Raw genomic sequence first — 18,801 nt, forward strand, 5'->3', positions numbered from 1 at the left:
GGCAATTAAATATAAGTATTTATTTACAAAAACACTCATTTTAAATTAGTTATACACAACCTTGTAAAACCGCGCCTGTTATTGCGTCAGCTCGGCATCCTGCTTCATTTCTTCCCAGTAAAGTGTTTCAAGGTAAATACCGTTTTGAATAGCTACACGCGCACGTATTTTTTCTAATTCGGCCTTCACTTCTTCATTGCTGAGCTCCCTGCCCAGCGAATGGTAATAAATGGCGTAACCTGTTTTGCTGTTTACGCATTTATAATGCTTTTCCCCGGCTTTCATAATCGGATTAACTAATACAATTATAATATAGTAAGGCCCCGGATTGTTTTAATTAAACTTAAATGTTACACAATTTTCTTTATTCAACAAACAGCTTTCTTCTCACTTCAAATCAGCCACTTACAACCTCATCAATTTCGTTTTATTACATTGGCTTAACCATTCTTAACATTAACTTAACATTTGGCATTGTATTAATGGTTACTTTTATCCGCTGAATAATTTATAGTGACATATTTTAAAATCCACTTAATATAACTACTGTAAATTCACGACTGATAAAACAGATCAATGAAGAGCACTAACTCAAAATCGATATTTCCAAACTCAAACCAGGTTTTTTACGATTTGTTCAACTCTGCTGTAGCCAATGTTACCGAAATGGCCCGGCTGCTTGACGAAGCCGTTAACGCCCCGACATCATACGAGCAAAAGTTTAATTTTGCCCATATTGATAAGCTGAAATTTAAAAGTTACGAGATAACACACAGGGTATTTTCCGAATCAGGCCGGATGTTGATCTCACCGTTTAACCGCAAGGATATGTGCGACCTGGCATCGGCCATTGATGATGTTGCTGACAGGATTACCATGGCCGCCCGCAGGATAAACCTTTACAACGTACCTGCTATTACCCAGCCGATGATAGATTTGGCTGCCCTGATCCTTAAAACCAGCACCGAGCTTGAAAAAGCGGTGAATGCAATGAATAACCTGAGCAAATCGCCCGAAATTTTTGAGCTTTGCAGTAACATCAAAAAACTGGAAGCCCAGGCCGATTCAGTTCACAATAAAGCGTTTGCCGACCTGCTCAATAATGAAAAAGATCCTATTGAACTAATTAAATACACCGATGTTTTTGCGGCCATGGAAACCGCTACCGACAGTTGTGAAGATACAACCCTGATCATTGAAAGTATTTTGATCAAGAACGGATAACCTCACCCAACCCCCTCCAAAGGAGAGGGCTAAAAAACTAAAAAAGCGATGAATTATCATCGCTTTTTTAGTTTAGTACCGTTTATTATAAAGCCCTCTCCTTTGGAGAGGGTTGGGTGAGGTTACTTCCCCTTATCAGGTTGCGGGCCATTGTCGCCGCCATTATTATCCTGGTCATTATTCCTTTCTTTCTCCCTCTCCTTTTTAAACTCAAGCTTGCCAAATTTATAGCTCAGGCTTATGCCGAACGATTGTACCGGCACCAGCCTTACGTTGGTTTGATAAAAGTTGCTGCCAAAGGTTGATGAACTTTGACTCACATATTTGGCAAACGGATTGGTGGCAGTAAGCCCGATGCTGGCTTTTTTGTTCATGAACATTTTGCGCATGGCAAAGTTGTAAAACACAAATTTGGGATTGGTGCCCTGGATGCCCTTTTGCGATGAGTTGTAGTTGCCAAAAAACTCGGCGCTCAAATCATGCCCAAAGTTATATTGTGCATTGAGGTTAAGACGGTATGCAAAAGCACTTACATTGGCAAAACCCGGGTTGGTGCTGCGCCTGTCGCTGAAAATCATATTGGTACGAAGGCTCAGTTTGCTGGTTACCGGTACCGAAGCATAAATATTGATACCGATCCGCTCTTCCGAACCTATATTATAACGCTGGTTCAGTGACACATCGGTATAGGTAGTGCCGTTTACATCAAACGTAGAATAAAAGGTAGTGAACTGCTGAATATCATCGGTGTTACGGCGATAGAAAGCTGCTATGTTAATATTGGCTCCTTTATCATATGATTTGTTATAGCCTAACTCAAAAAGGTCGCCTTTTTCAGGTTTCAGATTGGGGTTACCTGTGCTGATGTTATGCGGATCGCTGATGTTGAGGAAGGGGTTCAGATCGCCATAATCAGGGCGCTGGATGCGGCGGGTGTAGCTTAATTTAACGGATTCGGCGCCATTGCCAAACTTATGCGAAAACACCAGTGACGGCGCAAGGATATTATAAGATGGGATGTTCACACCCTGAAAATCGGCTTTGGTAGTAGTATATTCATCTCTTAAACCGGCTTTCACATCCAAAAATTTATTAAATACCGATGTTGATGCCGACAGGTAATAGGCATACACTTTACGATCATAAGTAAAGCCATAAGTTTGGCTTGGGTTAGGTACAAAGGTATTACCGCCAAAAAGGGTATCTGTTACCACATTATTATTGATGTGATTAAATACAAGCTTGCCACCTGTTTCAAGCGTGAAGTTTTTGCTTACCGGTTGGGTATAGTCGACAGAAATATCGGTTTCCCTGTCCTTACCCGGGTTATTGTTGGAGATGCCGGATGAGGTTATACCCGAATCATAATCCTGCCGCTGAAATGAGCTGAACGAGTTACGGCCAAAACTTGATGAATATAATACATCAAGCTCCTGCCCTTCTTTGGCGAAAGTTTTTTTGTAATTCAAACTTACATCGGTTGAGTAGCCACTGAATTTACTGCTTGAGTTACGGATGCTCCTGATATCAGATATCGGGTTGCCGGCCGCGTCAACAACGCTCTGATCCTGGTTGGTAATGCCGTTGCCATGGTTACCAAAATGGTTAAAGCCCACACCGGCGGTCAGCTGATCTTTAGGGGTGATATCCCAATTAAAATTAATACCCGATTCATAACCGCTGCGTTTAAAATTGTTGCTGCCCTGCTGAAAAAGGGTGGTTCTGTTACCTGCCGAATCGGTTGATACGCGGTTACGGGTATTAGGTGCATTACTGTTGATCTGTGCGTTGCCGCTAAAAAAAGCATTCACCCCAAAATTGCCTTTACGGGCATTGAGGTTAAATGAACCGTTTTCGCGGCGGGTACCTGCCGATAGGTTAACGCTGCCGTTAACGCCCTCTACTTTACTGTCTTTCAATATAATGTTTACGATACCTCCCGTGCCGGCAGCGTCATACTTTGCGCCCGGGCTGGTAATCACCTCGATACTTTTGATCTGGCTGGCCGGGATACTGGCCAAAGCATCGGCAAGGCTGGCCCCAAAAATGCTCGATGGCTTGCCATTGATCAAAAAGCGGATATTGGCATTGCCCTGAAGTTCCACATTGCCATCAATATCAACAGTGATCTGCGGCACTTTTTTCAATACGTCAATAGCTACGCCGCCCTGTGCACTTAAATCGTTCTGCGGGTTGTAAACCATTTTATCAATCCGGTTTTCAACAGTAGGTACTTTGGCGGTTATAGTTACCCCTTTTAACTCATTGGCAACAGGCGTCAGTTTGATCTCGCCCAGTGATACTGCACCATCTTTAACTATTACATGTTCGAGAGTTGCTTTTTGGTAACCTAAAAATTCGGCGGTTATTTTATACTCCCCGGCAGGGATGTTATTTATGCTGAAATTTCCCTTGGGATCGGTGCTGATGCCATTGAAGGGCGAAGCAGCACCTTGTTTAAATACAGATACGGTGGCATAGTCAACCGGTTGTTTCGTGGTGGCATCGGTAACTTTACCTGTGATTTTCCCCTTGGCTCCTGGGGCAGTTTGGGCGTGTAAGGTGGTTATAAAAATAAAAGAAAATAATATCAAAAAAACGGACTTCATTATATAATACGGGTGTTTGGAACCACAAATTTTATAAGAAAGATTGGATTAAATCTGAATTAAATGGTTTTGAAGTGTATTTGTTACAATATGATTTTACAATGTATGCATGCTTGTTACATTGTATATGAGCATGTTACAAAAAGATTAGAAAATCAATACAATTGTGCCCCCGATAATAAGCAGCGCGCCAATGGCGTTCTTCAGGGTTAGCGGTTCGCCCAGGAACAAAACAGAGAGCGCAATGGCTAAGGCAACGCTCAATTTATCAACCGGGGCAACCTGGCTTACCTTGCCCAATTGCAGGGCTCGGAAATAACAGATCCACGAAAGCCCGGTTGCACATCCCGAAAGGATGAGAAAAACCCAGTTGGTTTTGCTGAGACTGGCTATACCACCATGGCTCCCTTTAAAAAGTGCGATGGCCCAGGCCAGGATCAGGATTATTACCGTACGAATGGCAGTGGCCAGATCGGTATCAACCCCTTTAATTCCTATTTTGGCAAAAATGGCCGTTAGCGCAGCAAACAGCGCCGAAAGTAATGCGTAGATCCACCACATAATGATCAGATTTTGTATTTAACTTGCAACAAGCTAAGTACAAATTTGATTAGGTATTCTGTATAAAATCTGTGAGCAGTTTTGCATGGCTCTACCCACTAACCAAAAAATCCAGAATCCGTACAAATTCACTATCTAATTTTACCTGAAAAAAGTTTTGAAAATACTCATCATCGAAGACGAAGAAGGCCTGCGCGAAAGTATTGAAGAATATTTTACCGAAGCCGGCAACATTTGCGAAACCGCGGCCAGCTATGCAGCAGCCCTTGCCAAGGTTGAACTTTACCGTTACGATTGTATCCTGCTGGATATCACCCTGCCCGGCGGCAATGGTATTGATATATTAAAAACGCTTAAAGCCAATAACTATACCGACGGGGTGCTCATTATATCAGCCAAAAACTCGCTCGATGACCGCCTGCAAGGCCTTGACCTGGGTGCTGATGATTACCTGGTAAAGCCCTTTCACCTTTCGGAATTGAAAGCAAGGGTATCGGCCATCATCAGGCGTAAAATGTTCAATGGCAGCAACGTGCTTAACTTTAACGAGCTCAGCATCGACCTGATGGCTAAAACGGTAGCTGTAAACGGCATCCCCGTAAAGTTTACCCGTAAAGAGTTCGCCCTGCTCATCTATTTCATATCCAACAAAGGCAAGGTAATTTCAAAAAATGCCATTGCCGAACATTTATGGGGCGATGGCATCGACCTGGCCAATAATTTTGACTTCATTTACTCGCACATTAAAAACATCCGTAAAAAAATAATGGAAGCCGGCGGTAAGGATTATATTTATGCCGCCTATGGCATGGGCTACAAATTTGCCGATCAGTAATGAAGCTTTCGGAAAGGTATAACCGGGTAAATTTAATCGCTACTATTGTTATCATGCTGATAACCGGTGCCATTTATTACCAGGCCATCAGCCTCATCCTCACTAATCAAAAAGACAATTCACTTAAGGTTGAGGAGCAGGAAGTTTTTGATTACGTAAAGCTCAATCACCACCTGCCCCAGGTTTTTGACTCGAAAGACCAGCAGATCACCTTTATTTCGGCCGACCCTAACTCAGTTAAACGCGAATTTTTTAACACTACTTATTACCGCGAAAAAGACGAACCGGAATCCGGTCGCGGGTTAATCAGCTCGGTAACAGTTGGCGGCAGGTACTATAAGATCCTGATAGTTGAATCGAAAGTAGAAACTGAAGACCTGATCCAGATCATCTTCGGCATTACCATTGGCGTTATCTTATTACTGCTGCTGGTGCTGGTAATCACTAACCGCCTCATATTAGGCAGGCTTTGGCAGCCTTTTTATAGTATCCTGAGCGAGTTAAAACTCTTTAACGTTACCGACAGTCGTGAAATGCCATCTCCCAATACTACTATCGACGAATTTAAAGAGCTCCAGGCCGAAGTTACCGCCATGGCTGAAAGGGTAAAAAAAGACTACAAAGACCTTAAAACCTTTACCGAAAATGCCTCGCATGAGCTGCTTACCCCTATTGCTGTCATCAACTCCAAACTGGACACCCTGATCCAGACAGAAAATTTCAGCGAACACCAAAGCAAATTGCTGAATGATCTTTACAGCGCCGTATCGCGCCTGAGCAGGCTTAACCAGTCGCTGTTACTACTGGTGAAGATTGAGAACAAACTACTGAACGACCGACAGCACCTGGATTTGCAGGAACTGATAGAGGAACTGCTGTATCAATTGGAGGATATTTTCAGCGACAAAGAAATAACAGTTATTTCAACAATTGGCGAAAAGGAAATTGAGGCCAGCAATTACCTTATTGAGATATTATTAAATAACCTCATCATCAACGCAGTTAGGCATAACCGCACTGGCGGCGAGATCATCATCAGCCTCACAGCCGAAAATTTAACCATCAAAAACACCGGCGAGCAGATAGCCCTTAACCCCGAAAATATCTTTACCCGCTTTCATAAAGCATCCACATCCGAAGGCAGCGGACTGGGGCTTACCATCTCCAAACAGATCTGCGAAAGTTTGGATTATCAGTTGGTTTATAATTATGAAGAGCCTTATCATATTTTCACCGTTAACTTTTAAATTTGTTACACTGCCCCTACCAATTTTTTCCAGAATTATCCTGTAGCTTAGCTATTATTTAACACAATACACATTATTTTGACCATCCGGATAAAATGGGTTTTCGGCTTTTTATTTTGCCTGCTTAGTGCTGTTACACAGGCACAAACCTACAATCTTGAACATTATTTGGAGCTTGCTAAAAGCAACAGTCCGCTGTTAAAGGACCTGCAAAACCAGGTTGCTTCGGGCCGGTTGGATAGCCTCCGGATCAGGGCTGGTTACAAACCCCAGGTAAGCGCCAACAGCGGCGGGCTTTATGCTCCGGTTGCCGGTGGCTATGGTTATGCTGCCGCTATTACTAATGAGCACACCCTCAACGCGCTATTGGGTGTCAATCAATCGCTGGATAGCAAAAAAAATATCGCTGCGCAGATCGACGCCGTGAAACTTCAATCGCAGTCGGTACTCAATACCGCTAAAATCTCCGAGCAGGACTTAAAAAAGGCAGTCACCGCGCAATATATAGCTGCCTACGGCAGCCTGCAACAGGTAAAATTTAACCAGGAGGTGATCACCCTCCTTAACCGAGAAGAAGAACTGCTGAAGAAACTAACCCGCACCAATGTTTATCGCCAAAGCGATTACCTTACTTTTTTGGTTACCCTTAAGCAACAGGAACTAACGCTATCGCAGGCGAGATTGCAGTATAAAAACGATTATACTACACTCAACTACCTAACCGGCATTGCCGATACCAGCTATATAGAACTGCAGGATCCCGGTATTCAAAAAAACATCCGTGCCGATATCAGTAACAGCATCTTTTTCAGCCAGTATAAAACCGATAGCCTTAAGCTGGTGAACAGCCTGGCACTGATTGATTTCAGTTACAAACCAAAGATCAACCTGCTGGCCGATGGCGGCTATAATTCTGATTTCCTGAGCGGTCCGGCCTATAAAAATTTCGGCGCCAGTGTCGGGTTCAGTTTTACGCTGCCATTATATGATGGCGGTCAGCGTAAGATCCAGTACCGAAAGCTTTCGTTAGAAGAAGATACCCGCCGCAGCTACAAAGCTTTTTTTGACACCCAATACCGCCAGCAGATTGCCCAGCTAAACCAGCAGATTGATGGCTCCGAAAAACTGCTAAATCAGATAGACGAACAAATGAAATATACCGAGAGCCTGGTAAAGGTTGATACGCAACTACTGCAAACCGGCGATGTGCGCGTGGCCGACCTGGTATTGGCCATTAACAATTACCTGGCTATAAAAAACCTTAAAACACAAACCAATATTAATAAGCTGCAACTTATTAATCAGCTAAATTACTGGAACAAATAATATGAAATTTAAACATATATACCTGGCTGTCGGCCTCCTAATACTGCTGTATAGCTGCAAAGGCAACACCCAACCGGCGGATGATGCCGGCGATGCAGAAACAGCCGCTCAAACGCCTGTAACCGTAACCACAGTTGCCGACAGCGCCATGGTTGATTATATTGACCTGAGCGCAACATCCGTTTTTCAGCAAAAAAATATTGTTAAGGCCAATGCCAACGGTTATATCCAAAAGGTAAACATCCTGCCCGGGCATTATGTAAACAAAGGAGAGTTCATCTTCAGCATAAAAACCAAAGAAGCGCAGAGTATTGGCAACAGCATCAATGTGCTGGATACCACTTTCAAATTTTCGGGTGTAAATAAAATAAAAGCGGCCGGCAATGGCTACGTTACCCAACTCAACCACCAGCAGGGCGATTATGTACAGGATGGCGAACAACTTGCCGTGATCAGCGACCGCTCAAGCTTTGTATTTGTGATGCAATTGCCTTATGAACTGCGTGCGTATGTGAAAAATAATCAGGACGTACAACTTGTACTGCCCGGAGGCGAAAAACTTACAGCACGGGTAAGCTCATCAATGCCCGCTGTTGATTCACTATCGCAAACCCAGGGCATTGTACTTAGGGTAAACAGCGCTAATCCAATTCCCGAAAATTTAGTTGCTAAAGCACGGATCATTAAAGCGATAAGGCCCCATACGGTGTCGCTGCCAAAATCAGCTATACTGAGTAATGAAACCCAAACCGAATTCTGGGTAATGAAGCTTATCAATCCTACTACTGCCGTAAAAACCGCCATAACCAAAGGCATTGAAACCGGTGACAGGGTGGAGATCTTAGCGCCAAAGTTTTCGGCAAATGATAAAATAGTGATCACAGGTAATTATGGGCTGGCAGATACAGCTAAAGTGAAAATAACAAGCCCCCTCTAAATCTCCCCCGGAAGGGGAGACTTTAAAGCCCTCCTTTCCAGGGAGGGTTTGGGTGGAACATTCAATTCCTCTCTGATAAATCCCACCAATCAGAGAGATAATTAAGCCCTCCCTTCCGGGGAGGGTTTGGGTGGGGCTTATTTATGAACCAGCGCAAAAACTATTTTATAACCCACCGCAAGCCTTTAGGCCTGGTGCTGGCCCTGCTTATTATGGGCGGGCTGTTTGCCTATTCAAAACTGCAAACCTCACTTTTCCCCGAGATCACCTTTCCAAAAATAAAGATCATTGCCGACGAAGGCCTCCAGCCGGTAAATAAAATGATGGTAACGGTTACCAAACCGCTGGAAAATGCCATTAAGCAGGTACCCGACCTGCAACTGGTACGCAGCACCACCAGCAGGGGAAGCTGTGAAATTTCGGCCCTGCTCAACTGGAATGCCGATATCGACCTCAGCCAGCAGCGCATCCAGTCAAGTATCGACCAGATCAAGAACGACCTGCCCGCCGATGTAAATATCAGCGTAGCTAAAATGAACCCTTCTATTTTGCCGGTAAGCGGTTATACACTGGAAAGCCATAACCTGTCCCCTATTGAATTAAGGCAATTAGCTACTTACACTGTAAAACCGTTCCTTTCGCAGGTTGACGGGGTATCGGAGATCAGGGTGATCGGCGGTAAATTGAAAGAATACTGGCTCACGCTCGATCAGCAAAAAATGACTTCGTTGGGCCTTACGCCTGATATTATCAGCAATACGCTTGCCACTACCAATTTTGTAAAATCAGAGGGCTACCTGTCTGATTATAAGCGCATGTACCTCACTGTTACCGATGCTACCATCAACGCCAAAGATCAGTTGGAAGACCTGGTGATCAGTAACAACCGTAAAAGGATAGTACGGCTCAAGGATTTTGCAAGCATTCAGGTAAACGAAGGGATCGAGTACACCCGCATCAATGCCAACGGGCGTGATGGCGTACTGATAGCTGTAATAAAACAGCCTAACGCCAACCTGATATCGGTGAGCAATGACATGGCAGATAAGATTGAGGCACTAAAAAAATTGCTTCCCAAAGGGGTAAGTATCAGGCCATATTATGTTCAGGCTGATTTTGTGAACGATTCTTTAAAAAGTGTAAGTGACAGCCTTTGGATTGGTTTACTACTGGCCATTATTGTGGCGGTGATCTTTTTAAGATCGTTCAAGGCAAGCATCACCATATTGATTACTATCCCGGTTACACTTGGGCTTACATTGCTCATATTGTACTGGCTTGGTTACACTTTCAATATCATGACACTGGGTGCTATAGCAGCTTCTATCGGTTTAATTATTGACGATGCCATTGTGGTTGTCGAGCAGATACACCGTGTACACGAAGAACACCCGGATGAGCTGAGCAGCCATCTGGTCCGCAAAGCCATCGATTACCTTTTCCCGGCCATGGTTGGTTCATCTATCAGCACCATCGTAATCTTTATTCCGTTTGTACTGATGACGGGGGTTGCAGGAGCGTATTTTAAGGTACTTACCGATACCATGATCATTACCCTCTTGTCCTCGTTCTTTGTAACCTGGATAGGCTTGCCGGTAATTTACCTGCTTGTAACCCCTAAGCCTAAATTAAACGCGGCGGCAAAGGCTAAAAAAGAAGAGGTACATACGGTTAAACAACAAAAATGGGTGAGTTTTTTCATCCTGCGCCCTTATGTAAGCCTCATTATCATTGCCGCATTAGCAGCCGTAATTGTGATAGTACCACCTTTGCTTGAAACAGGCTTCCTGCCCGATATGGACGAAGGTGCCATTGTGCTCGATTATAAATCCCCTCCCGGGACTTCCCTGGAAGAAACCGACCGGATGTTAAAACAGATAGAGAAACAGATTGTAAAACATCCCGATGTAACGGCGTATTCGCGCCGTACGGGCACTCAAATGGGCTTTTTTATTACCGAGCCCAACAGCGGCGATTACCTCATCCAGCTTAAAAAAGACCGTACTAAAAGCACCGAAGAGGTAATCAGCGATCTGCGCAAAATTGTTGAAGAAACCCAGCCGGCGCTGGAGGTTGAATTTGGCCAGGTAATATCTGATATGCTGGGTGATTTGACCACGTCGGCCGAGCCTATCGAGATTAAAGTTTTTGGCGATAAGCAGCAAACTTTGCAAAATCTGTCGAGGCAAATAGCAGGGCTCGTTGAAAAAGTAAAAGGCACTGCCGATGTGCTGCCGGGTATTATCATTGCAGGCCCTACGGTCAGTATCCAGCCACATTACAGTAAGATTGCACAGTATGGAATCACCGCCGCCGATCTGCAAATGCAGGTACAAACCGCATTGGAAGGTAACGTGATAGGCAGCTTACTGGAGAAAGAACAGCTGTCCCCTATTCGCATGGTTTACCCCGGTAACCGCTCACTTAATGTTAATGATATTCATAACCTGCATATCTTTTTACCAAACGGCAAGCTTATTCCGATAACCGAACTTGCTTCGGTTGAATTAAGGCCCGGCGATGCCGAGATCAACCGCGAAAACCTGCAAAGCATGAACGTAGTGAGTGCAAGGCTGGAAGGCAGCGATCTGGGTACCGTAATAGCGGCCATTCAAAAAACTATCCATGATAACGTAAACCTGCCTACCGGCTACCATGTAGAATATGGTGGCGCTTATGCCCAGCAACAGCAATCATTTAAAGAATTGCTTATCATCCTGGTAACAGCTTGTTTGCTTGTTTTTGGAGTGATCTTGTTCCTGTTCAGGCAATTCAGGATAGCGCTGCTTATTTTGGTGATTGGCATTTTAGGTATCGCCGGCAGCTTCCTGGCCTTATTTATAACCGGCACACCGCTCAATGTGGGCAGCTACACAGGACTCATCATGATTGTAGGAATCATTGGCGAAAACGCTATTTTCACCTTCCTGCAGTTTAAGGAAAGCGCTATCGAAAATGGAAATAAAAACATTGACGCTGCTATAACTTTTGCCATCAGCACCCGTTTAAGACCCAAGCTAATGACCGCTTTAGGTGCAATTATAGCGCTGATGCCGCTTGCTTTGGGCATAGGTGCTGGCGCACAATTACATCAGCCACTGGCTATTGCAGTTATTGGTGGTTTTTTAGCGGCATTGCCATTGTTACTTATTGTTTTACCGGCAATGCTCCGTATATTGTACCGCAAAGGGTTCAGCACCCACTTAAATGAAATTAATGAAAGCCACCACGGTTAACACAGCATTTTTACAGATTCGGGACTTAATTTCATGGCAATAAACACTCCCGAAAAATGAAAAAGCAAATTTTGGCCGTAGCCTTGCTCATAGCAGGTATAGCTCCGTTTAAACTGAATGCGCAAACCTATGTGGCCGATAAAACCATCGCGCTTCCGGGCGATGGCGGTTACGATTACCTGGCGATTGATAAAGTAAACCGTAACCTGTACGTATCGCATAGCACATCTGTAAACGTTATTAACCTGGATACCGAAAAGCCGGTTGGTGTTATTGATAACATGAAAGGCGTTCACGGTATAGCCATAGTAAATAAACTTAATCGCGGCTTCATCAGTGATGGCAAGGCAAATGCCGTAGTGGTTTTCGATCTGAAAACTTTTAAAACCATTACTACTATTGCCCTTACGGGTGCCGATGGCCCGGATGCCATTATGTATGACCCTTACTCAGATCGTGTGTTTACCTTCAACGGCGAAAGCAATAACTCATCAGTAATTAACCCGGCCACACTTAAACAGGTTGGCACAGTGGCACTTGGCGGTGGCCCCGAGTTTGCAGTATCTGATGGAAAAGGAAAGATCTACAATAACCTTGAAGACAAAAGCAGCCTGAATGTTATTGATAGCAAAAGCCTTAAAGTGATCAAAAACTATCCCCTTGCTCCCTGCGGTGGCCCAACAGGTTTAGCGCTTGATGCCGTTGATCAGAAATTATTTACCGTTTGCCGCGAAAATAAGGGGGTGAGTGTTGTTGATATCAAAACAGGAAAAGTTACTGCTACCCTGCCAATTGGCGCAGGTGTTGATGCCGTAGTTTATGACCCCGAAACCAAACTGATCTTCTGCTCATGCGGCGATGGCGTTACTACCATCATCAAACAAAAATCGGCCGATGAATATGAGGTGATCCAATCGCTTAAAACTGCCGAAAGGGCCAGGACAATGGCGCTGGACGCCAAAACCCACAAGATTTATTTAAGTGTTGCCCAGTTTGAACCAGGAACCCGCAAAACCATTCCCAATACTTTTAAAGTGCTTGTTTTTAAGCAAAACTAAAGTAAATTGTATATAAAATTTATATGAAATGATCATGAAGATTTGGTTTATTCCTGGTATTACTAATTAATTTTTACAAAAAAATGAACTTTTTATGCACGTTATCGTTATATTTAACGTTTTAACATTATATGATAAAAAAGACTGATTTTGTTTATTCCCAGGAGTCTGAACCTCATCGCATCCGCACAAAAAAAATCTTGAAAGAGTTTCCGCAACTGCGTAAACTTATAGGTAAAAATCCTAAAACGATATGGGCCATTGTTGGGTTAGTAGCTTTCCAAGTTGTTTTAGCCTGGTTTGTACGTGACCAGTCATGGTGGATAGTTTTTGGCGCAGCCTATTTGCTTGGGGCTTTTGCCGATCATGCGCTGTTTGTGATGATCCACGAATGTACACACCAGTTGCTGTTTAAAAACCGTAATGCCAACCGCTGGGCATCTATGTTTGCCAATTTACCGCAAATATTGCCAAGTGCCATTTCGTTCGAGAAATATCATATCAAACATCACTCTTTTCAGGGTGTACATGAGCTTGATGCCGATTTACCGAACCGCTGGGAAGCAAAACTGATCAGTAATTCATTTTTTGGTAAAGCAATCTGGCTGCTGTTTTTCCCGGTATTCCAATTGTTCCGCCTTTCACGTTTAAGGGAAATCCATCCCTTTGATGGCTGGATCCTGACAAACTGGTTATTGCAGGCAGCATTTACTACTGCTATCGCTTACTTTATGGGCTGGCATGCCGTAGCATTCCTGCTGCTAAGCTTCTCGTTTTCGGTTGGCCTGCACCCGCTGGGCGCCCGCTGGATCCAGGAACACTACCTTACCGTTACCGAAGAACAGGAAACTTACAGCTACTATGGTAATTTTAACGCCGTAGCCTTTAACGTAGGCTTCCACAATGAGCACCATGATTTCCCTTCTATCCCATGGAATAAACTTCCGGAGATCAGGAAGACTGCCCCTGAATACTACGATACTTTATACTATCATACCTCATGGACAAAATTATTTTTCCAGTTTTTGTTCGATAGGGAGATCTCGCTGTTCAACCGCATTCTGCGTAAAGACCGCGGCCGTGTAGCGCTGACAGATATTTCAAAACCAGATATCGATCTCACCAAGTCCGAAACAGCAAAGCCGGAGCTTGTGGATGTTGAAAAATAAGAAATTGAGAAAGGGCCTTGAAAAAAGGCCCTTTTTTTGTTGGACAGCATGCTAATTGTCATTGCGCCTGATAATGTGGCAATCTCGTAGCTATGTATCTTCAGTCTGCATTGCCACGAGATTGCTTCGTCGGTCTTCCTTATAATGACGTGATTGTAAGTTATTGATTATTATTGTGTTTCTTAATCAAATTTTATAACAATAGCGTTGCCCGCGGCCCCGGGCTTTCCGTTACAAGTTCTCGCCTTTCCATCCCGACAATCCCTGCGCTCGCTGTGGGCTTTTCACTGTAATCCCTAACGCGACATGCACACAATCTCGATAAACATAAAAGGCTTTCCGTCCCTCCATATACGTGTGTCGGTATGTTTATGGACGGGTGATGAACGGGGTGTGATAGTAGTTGCCTGTAGAGCAGCGCCCCCTCCCCACCCCGTCATTGCGAGGTACAAAGCAATCGCGAACTATACTAGGGCAATCCCGCATAGTCACCATCTCCCTGCTAATTAGGATACGCGCGGCACGCGCGCACCAGCGGGAGGTCACTCCTGACATATAGAAAACACACTTTCATTTCCCGCTTGCATCTCATCAACTAATTTTCGTATTTTGCTAAAAATATTAGTAACATGATTTCCTTAAGCAAAGCCGATCAACTTATAATTTTTAGCCGTTACATCGGCCAACAGGTTGTGATCACCAGTCTTTTAAATACCAGGGAGATCAATATTGGCACACTTGAAGGTGTAAAGCACAGCGCCTTAGCTGTTAGTATTGATGATATAACACGCTGGATCCCGCTATATGATAATTTTAAACTTTATGAAATCAAGTTGCTTTTAAAGCCCTTAAAAAAACTTACGCCCGAAGTTATTGCTGCAGCAAATGACCTGCCTGTAAAAGCGTTCATCACCCCATACTATCAGCAACTGGGCTATGACATGCCTGTTTTTATTAAACCCGGTCACCCCTGCAATTGTAAATATGTTCAGGAACTTGAACTGGCCGACTACCGCACCCCTGCAGAAATATTCCGGCAAAATACTTTATTACATGCTTTTGAATCGGCATAAATGTTTCATGGTACGAATATTGTGTACCATATGCCCTATTTGTTATACAATTTTCATATAGTCGTAACAAAATCAAATAATTAATGTCAACTTCATACTAATGCGCTTTATTTGCGTTATTGTTTGCAAGAAACAGAATGAGTCGATCAAAAAAATTAAATATCCTACTCCCCCTTGTATCCCTGCTTTTCATGGGGGCCTTTGCCAAGCACAGGCTGCTCGACAGGCAGGATATTACAGGCACCCTGAATGATAAAGAGATGGATGAAACGTCGGGCATTGCGGCATCATCCATTAGTCCCGATACTTACTATGTACATAACGACAGTGGCGATACGAGCCGTTTTTTTGCTATAACAGCCGATGGCAAGCTCAAATCAACCATTTATTTTAAGGGAGACAGCGTTCATAAATTGGGCGTACAGGATTGTGAAGATATAGATGTTGGCCCCGGGCCGGAAAAAGGCAAAAGTTACGTTTACCTTGGCGATATAGGCGATAATAATCAAAGCAGGCCATATATTACAGTTTACCGCATGGCCGAAAAAAAATCATGGGCTACAGGCGATAAGGCATTTACAAACACACAAGCTGTGCGGGCAGACTTTAAATATCCGGATGGCCCTAAAGATGCCGAAACGTTGATGATTGATCCGATAGGCAAACAATTGATCGTAGTAAGCAAAAGGAGTGATACCGTTGCGGTTTACACCAGTCCGTTAAAATACCAGGCCAATACAACAACTGTATTAACCAAACGCTGCAAATTGTTCTTCGCGGGTTTTAAACCTTTTAAATGGATCACAGCCGGCGATATCTCTAAAGACGGGCAGCAGATCCTGCTGAAAAGCTACGACAAAGTTTACTACTGGCGCCGCCAGCATAACGAACCCATATGGGAAACTATGGTACGCAAACCACAAGAGCTTAACTATAAAGTTGAAAAACAGGGTGAAGCAATAGGATTTCAACCGGATGGCAAAGGCTACTACACTACAAGTGAAGGTGTTTTTTCGCCGATATATCATTATGATGTTCCAAATTGATTTTTAAATAGAAAAGGCCTTCGGGTAAACAAAGGCCTTTTCTATATCTTAAAACGTATCCCTCAGGGTCCTCTGCGAGAGACCCTGAGGGGGACATGAAACTTGCTTAGTTACTCTGCTAATAGGGGATTGCTTCGTACCTCGCAATGACGCGTGTTTTCTATTGCTTTCTTTAGAACTCTCTACATCACCCGGATAAGCTTTACGCCATGCGGTGGTATTTTGAAAGTATATTTGTGATTAACCGCTATCAGGTATTTTTGCTCCCAAACATCACGGGCTTTGGTAAAGCCTTTTAACAGCTTGTCAGTAGCATCCAGGTTAACGGTTTGGTATTTATCAGATGTGTTAAAGAAACCTATTGCTTTTTCGCCTTTGGTAAGCTCTTTTACCCAAATTTGCTGTTCATCTGTTTTAGAAGCTTGTCTTGCACCTTTGCCTAAGGCATCCTGGTCAATAGCCAATACTTCATCATTGGTTAGCAGACTAAGTGTAAACCTGTCCAGGTGCCCCATATCGCAACCAATTAATAATGGCGCAGACAGCAGGCTCCATAAACTGATGTGTGTATATTGCTCGTCATAGGTTAAACGGCTATTGTGCAGACTTGGCCCCCAGCCCACTTTACCCACAACCAACATATCCGGATCATTAAAATGGCCCGGACCGGCATAAGGCGAAGCAGGGTCCTGACTAAAGCCAATATCGCTCATGCTTCTCCAGGTATCCTGGATATCGCCGGTGGTACGCCAGCTGTTACCGCCTGTTTCGGCACCCCATTTCCAAACATCGCCCCAGCCGTACTGGCAAAAACTAAACATAATATCACGGTTCACTTTATTTAAAGATGCGCGCATTACTTCATATGGTTTCTTAAGCGCAGGCAGGTCGGGATGCGGTGGGGTAACTTCCGAGTAAGAGCACCAGTCGTATTTTAAATAATCGAAACCCCAGTCGGCATAAGTTTTGGCGTCCTGGTCTTCATGCTGCCAGCTGCCCAAAAAGCCGCCACAGGTACGCGGGCCGGGCGATGAATAAATCCCGGTATGCAAGCCGAGGCTATGCACATAATCAGTTAAGCCTTTCATATCCGGAAACTTGCTGTTAGCAACAATGGCGCCATCGGCAGCACGGCTTTCAGCTTCCCAGCCATCGTCGATATTGATATAGTTCCAGCCATAAGCACTCAATTTCTCCGACATTTCTTTAGCCGAGATCTTTACTTTTTCATCGTTCACGCTCAATCCCCAGGCGTTCCAGCTGTTCCAGCCGAGGGCTGGTGTGAGGCCGATTTTATCACCAATGCTAATGGTAAGCGTTTTAGTTTTATTGCCTAAGCTATTGGTAACCGTAAGCGTTACAGGATAATCTCCCTTTTGGCTTACCACGCCTGTAATGATCCCTGTTTTAGCATCAAGCGTTAACCCGGCAGGTAATCCTGCAGCTTTATAGGTAAGCGGCTTTTTACCGGTTGCCGGAATCAAATAAAGGAAAGGATTGCCCGGCCTTGCACCGTAAACGTCAGTTCCATTAATCTTTGGCTTGGCCGATGGATAAGGCGTAAGAATATAAGGTGTAGTTTCTGTTTTAACAATCTCCTTCCCCGATTTCTGATCGCTGAAAGTGTAAGCGATAGTGTAAGATTTTTTAGCTAACCGGGCTATCACGAACGAATAAGTGAAAGGCTTGCCGGCAGTGAAGTTTGCGGGATTTGTTTTTTCGTAGATGACCGCGCCTGTTTCGGGGTCGGTAACCTTAAAGGCCAAAGTACCCTGATACTGGTATTTATTGGTAGTGATCAGTTTAATTGATTTGGCCAGGCTGTTATTTTCCTGGAAACTGTAATCGCCATCGGTATTTACCGTAACATGATCCATTACATCGGCCATGGCAATGCTAAAATTATCACCGTAAATACCGCCGTCGCCACCGGTATCGTAAATGCGGATGGCCAGTACATTTTCCTTATCCCACAAAATAGCCGGGTCAGAAGCCGGGATACTATAAGTACGCGGTCCGTAGTTGCCATCCTTAATAGTTCCGCTGTGGCCGCCATATTTAGCAATCAGCTTTCCGTTCAGGTATATTTCATCGTTATCATCAACACTGGCCAGGCTTAACCGGAGACTATCCTTTAAATAGGCTTTTTCCTTAAGCGATGAAGGGATCACCACGTGGATGCGGTACCAGCCGAAGCCATCGTAATTTGGATGCCCCTGCGGTTCCCAGGAGCGGGCAACATCAATGTTTTGCCAGTTTTGATCGTTAAAAGTTGGGGACGACCACTGGGCAGAATCGCCCACGGCAAATTTCCAGCCTTTGTTAAGCTGAACGTCCTGTGCGGAAGCGCCCAGGTATGTACCACCCAACAATAGCAATGCGGTAAAAATTTTCTTCATTATTATAGGTTGTTTAAAAGTGAAAAGCGAAACAGGATTTCGCCCGGTTAGTATGCAGATTTAAAGGTACAATGATTTTGA

The 18,801-nt window shown here is 44.1% G+C and carries 14 protein-coding genes; 10 read left to right on the forward strand and 4 right to left on the reverse strand.

Features of this window, described 5'->3' with window-relative positions; genetic code table 11:
- Positions 1-78: 78 nt before the first annotated feature.
- Positions 79-285: a hypothetical protein gene (locus SNE26_RS16225; RefSeq protein ID WP_090528273.1), complete on the reverse strand. Its 207-nt coding sequence runs from the start codon at positions 283-285 to the stop codon at positions 79-81.
- A gap of 291 nt (positions 286-576) precedes the next feature.
- Here SNE26_RS16225 and SNE26_RS16230 point away from each other — a divergent pair, with 291 nt between their 5' ends.
- The gene (locus SNE26_RS16230; protein ID WP_321554982.1) at positions 577-1,224 is read left to right on the forward strand and encodes a DUF47 family protein; all 648 of its coding nucleotides are present in this window, start codon (positions 577-579) and stop codon (positions 1,222-1,224) included.
- A gap of 122 nt (positions 1,225-1,346) precedes the next feature.
- Here SNE26_RS16230 and SNE26_RS16235 read toward each other — a convergent pair whose 3' ends face one another.
- Positions 1,347-3,833, reverse strand: coding sequence for a TonB-dependent receptor domain-containing protein (locus tag SNE26_RS16235; protein WP_321554983.1), 2,487 nt, complete (start codon positions 3,831-3,833; stop codon positions 1,347-1,349).
- Between the two features lie 147 nt (positions 3,834-3,980).
- On the reverse strand, positions 3,981-4,394 hold the full coding sequence (locus SNE26_RS16240; protein ID WP_321554984.1) for an EamA family transporter: 414 nt from the start codon (positions 4,392-4,394) through the stop codon (positions 3,981-3,983).
- 157 nt (positions 4,395-4,551) lie between these two features.
- On the opposite strand from SNE26_RS16240, the gene SNE26_RS16245 reads away from it, so the two are divergent.
- The 9 genes from SNE26_RS16245 to SNE26_RS16285 all read left to right on the forward strand — a co-directional run bounded on the left by SNE26_RS16245 (position 4,552) and on the right by SNE26_RS16285 (position 16,321).
- Positions 4,552-5,229: a response regulator transcription factor gene (locus SNE26_RS16245; protein WP_321554985.1), complete on the forward strand. Its 678-nt coding sequence runs from the start codon at positions 4,552-4,554 to the stop codon at positions 5,227-5,229.
- The gene (locus SNE26_RS16250; protein ID WP_321554986.1) at positions 5,229-6,476 is read left to right on the forward strand and encodes a HAMP domain-containing sensor histidine kinase; all 1,248 of its coding nucleotides are present in this window, start codon (positions 5,229-5,231) and stop codon (positions 6,474-6,476) included. Before SNE26_RS16245 ends, SNE26_RS16250 begins: the two co-directional genes overlap by 1 nt.
- A 78-nt stretch (positions 6,477-6,554) precedes the next feature.
- A complete protein-coding gene (locus SNE26_RS16255; RefSeq protein ID WP_321554987.1) occupies positions 6,555-7,802 on the forward strand; it encodes a TolC family protein in 1,248 nt (415 codons plus the stop codon).
- A gap of 1 nt (position 7,803) precedes the next feature.
- Positions 7,804-8,739, forward strand: a complete 936-nt coding sequence (locus tag SNE26_RS16260; protein WP_321554988.1) for an efflux RND transporter periplasmic adaptor subunit — start codon at positions 7,804-7,806, stop codon at positions 8,737-8,739.
- 143 nt (positions 8,740-8,882) lie between these two features.
- On the forward strand, positions 8,883-11,975 hold the full coding sequence (locus SNE26_RS16265) for an efflux RND transporter permease subunit (RefSeq protein WP_321554989.1): 3,093 nt from the start codon (positions 8,883-8,885) through the stop codon (positions 11,973-11,975).
- A 56-nt stretch (positions 11,976-12,031) separates the two neighbouring features.
- Positions 12,032-13,033: a YncE family protein gene (locus tag SNE26_RS16270; protein WP_321554990.1), complete on the forward strand. Its 1,002-nt coding sequence runs from the start codon at positions 12,032-12,034 to the stop codon at positions 13,031-13,033.
- Between the two features lie 131 nt (positions 13,034-13,164).
- A complete protein-coding gene (locus SNE26_RS16275) occupies positions 13,165-14,202 on the forward strand; it encodes a fatty acid desaturase (RefSeq protein ID WP_321554991.1) in 1,038 nt (345 codons plus the stop codon).
- Between the two features lie 629 nt (positions 14,203-14,831).
- Positions 14,832-15,275, forward strand: a complete 444-nt coding sequence (locus SNE26_RS16280; protein ID WP_321554992.1) for a hypothetical protein — start codon at positions 14,832-14,834, stop codon at positions 15,273-15,275.
- 137 nt (positions 15,276-15,412) lie between these two features.
- Positions 15,413-16,321 carry a hypothetical protein gene (locus SNE26_RS16285; RefSeq protein WP_321554993.1) on the forward strand — a complete coding sequence of 303 codons (909 nt, stop codon included), beginning with the start codon at positions 15,413-15,415 and terminating at the stop codon, positions 16,319-16,321.
- A 182-nt stretch (positions 16,322-16,503) separates the two neighbouring features.
- Here SNE26_RS16285 and SNE26_RS16290 read toward each other — a convergent pair whose 3' ends face one another.
- The gene (locus tag SNE26_RS16290) at positions 16,504-18,720 is read right to left on the reverse strand and encodes a putative Ig domain-containing protein (protein ID WP_321554994.1); all 2,217 of its coding nucleotides are present in this window, start codon (positions 18,718-18,720) and stop codon (positions 16,504-16,506) included.
- Between the last annotated feature and the right edge of the window lie 81 nt (positions 18,721-18,801).

Source organism: Mucilaginibacter sp. cycad4, from assembly GCF_034263275.1.
Lineage (GTDB): Bacteria > Bacteroidota > Bacteroidia > Sphingobacteriales > Sphingobacteriaceae > Mucilaginibacter.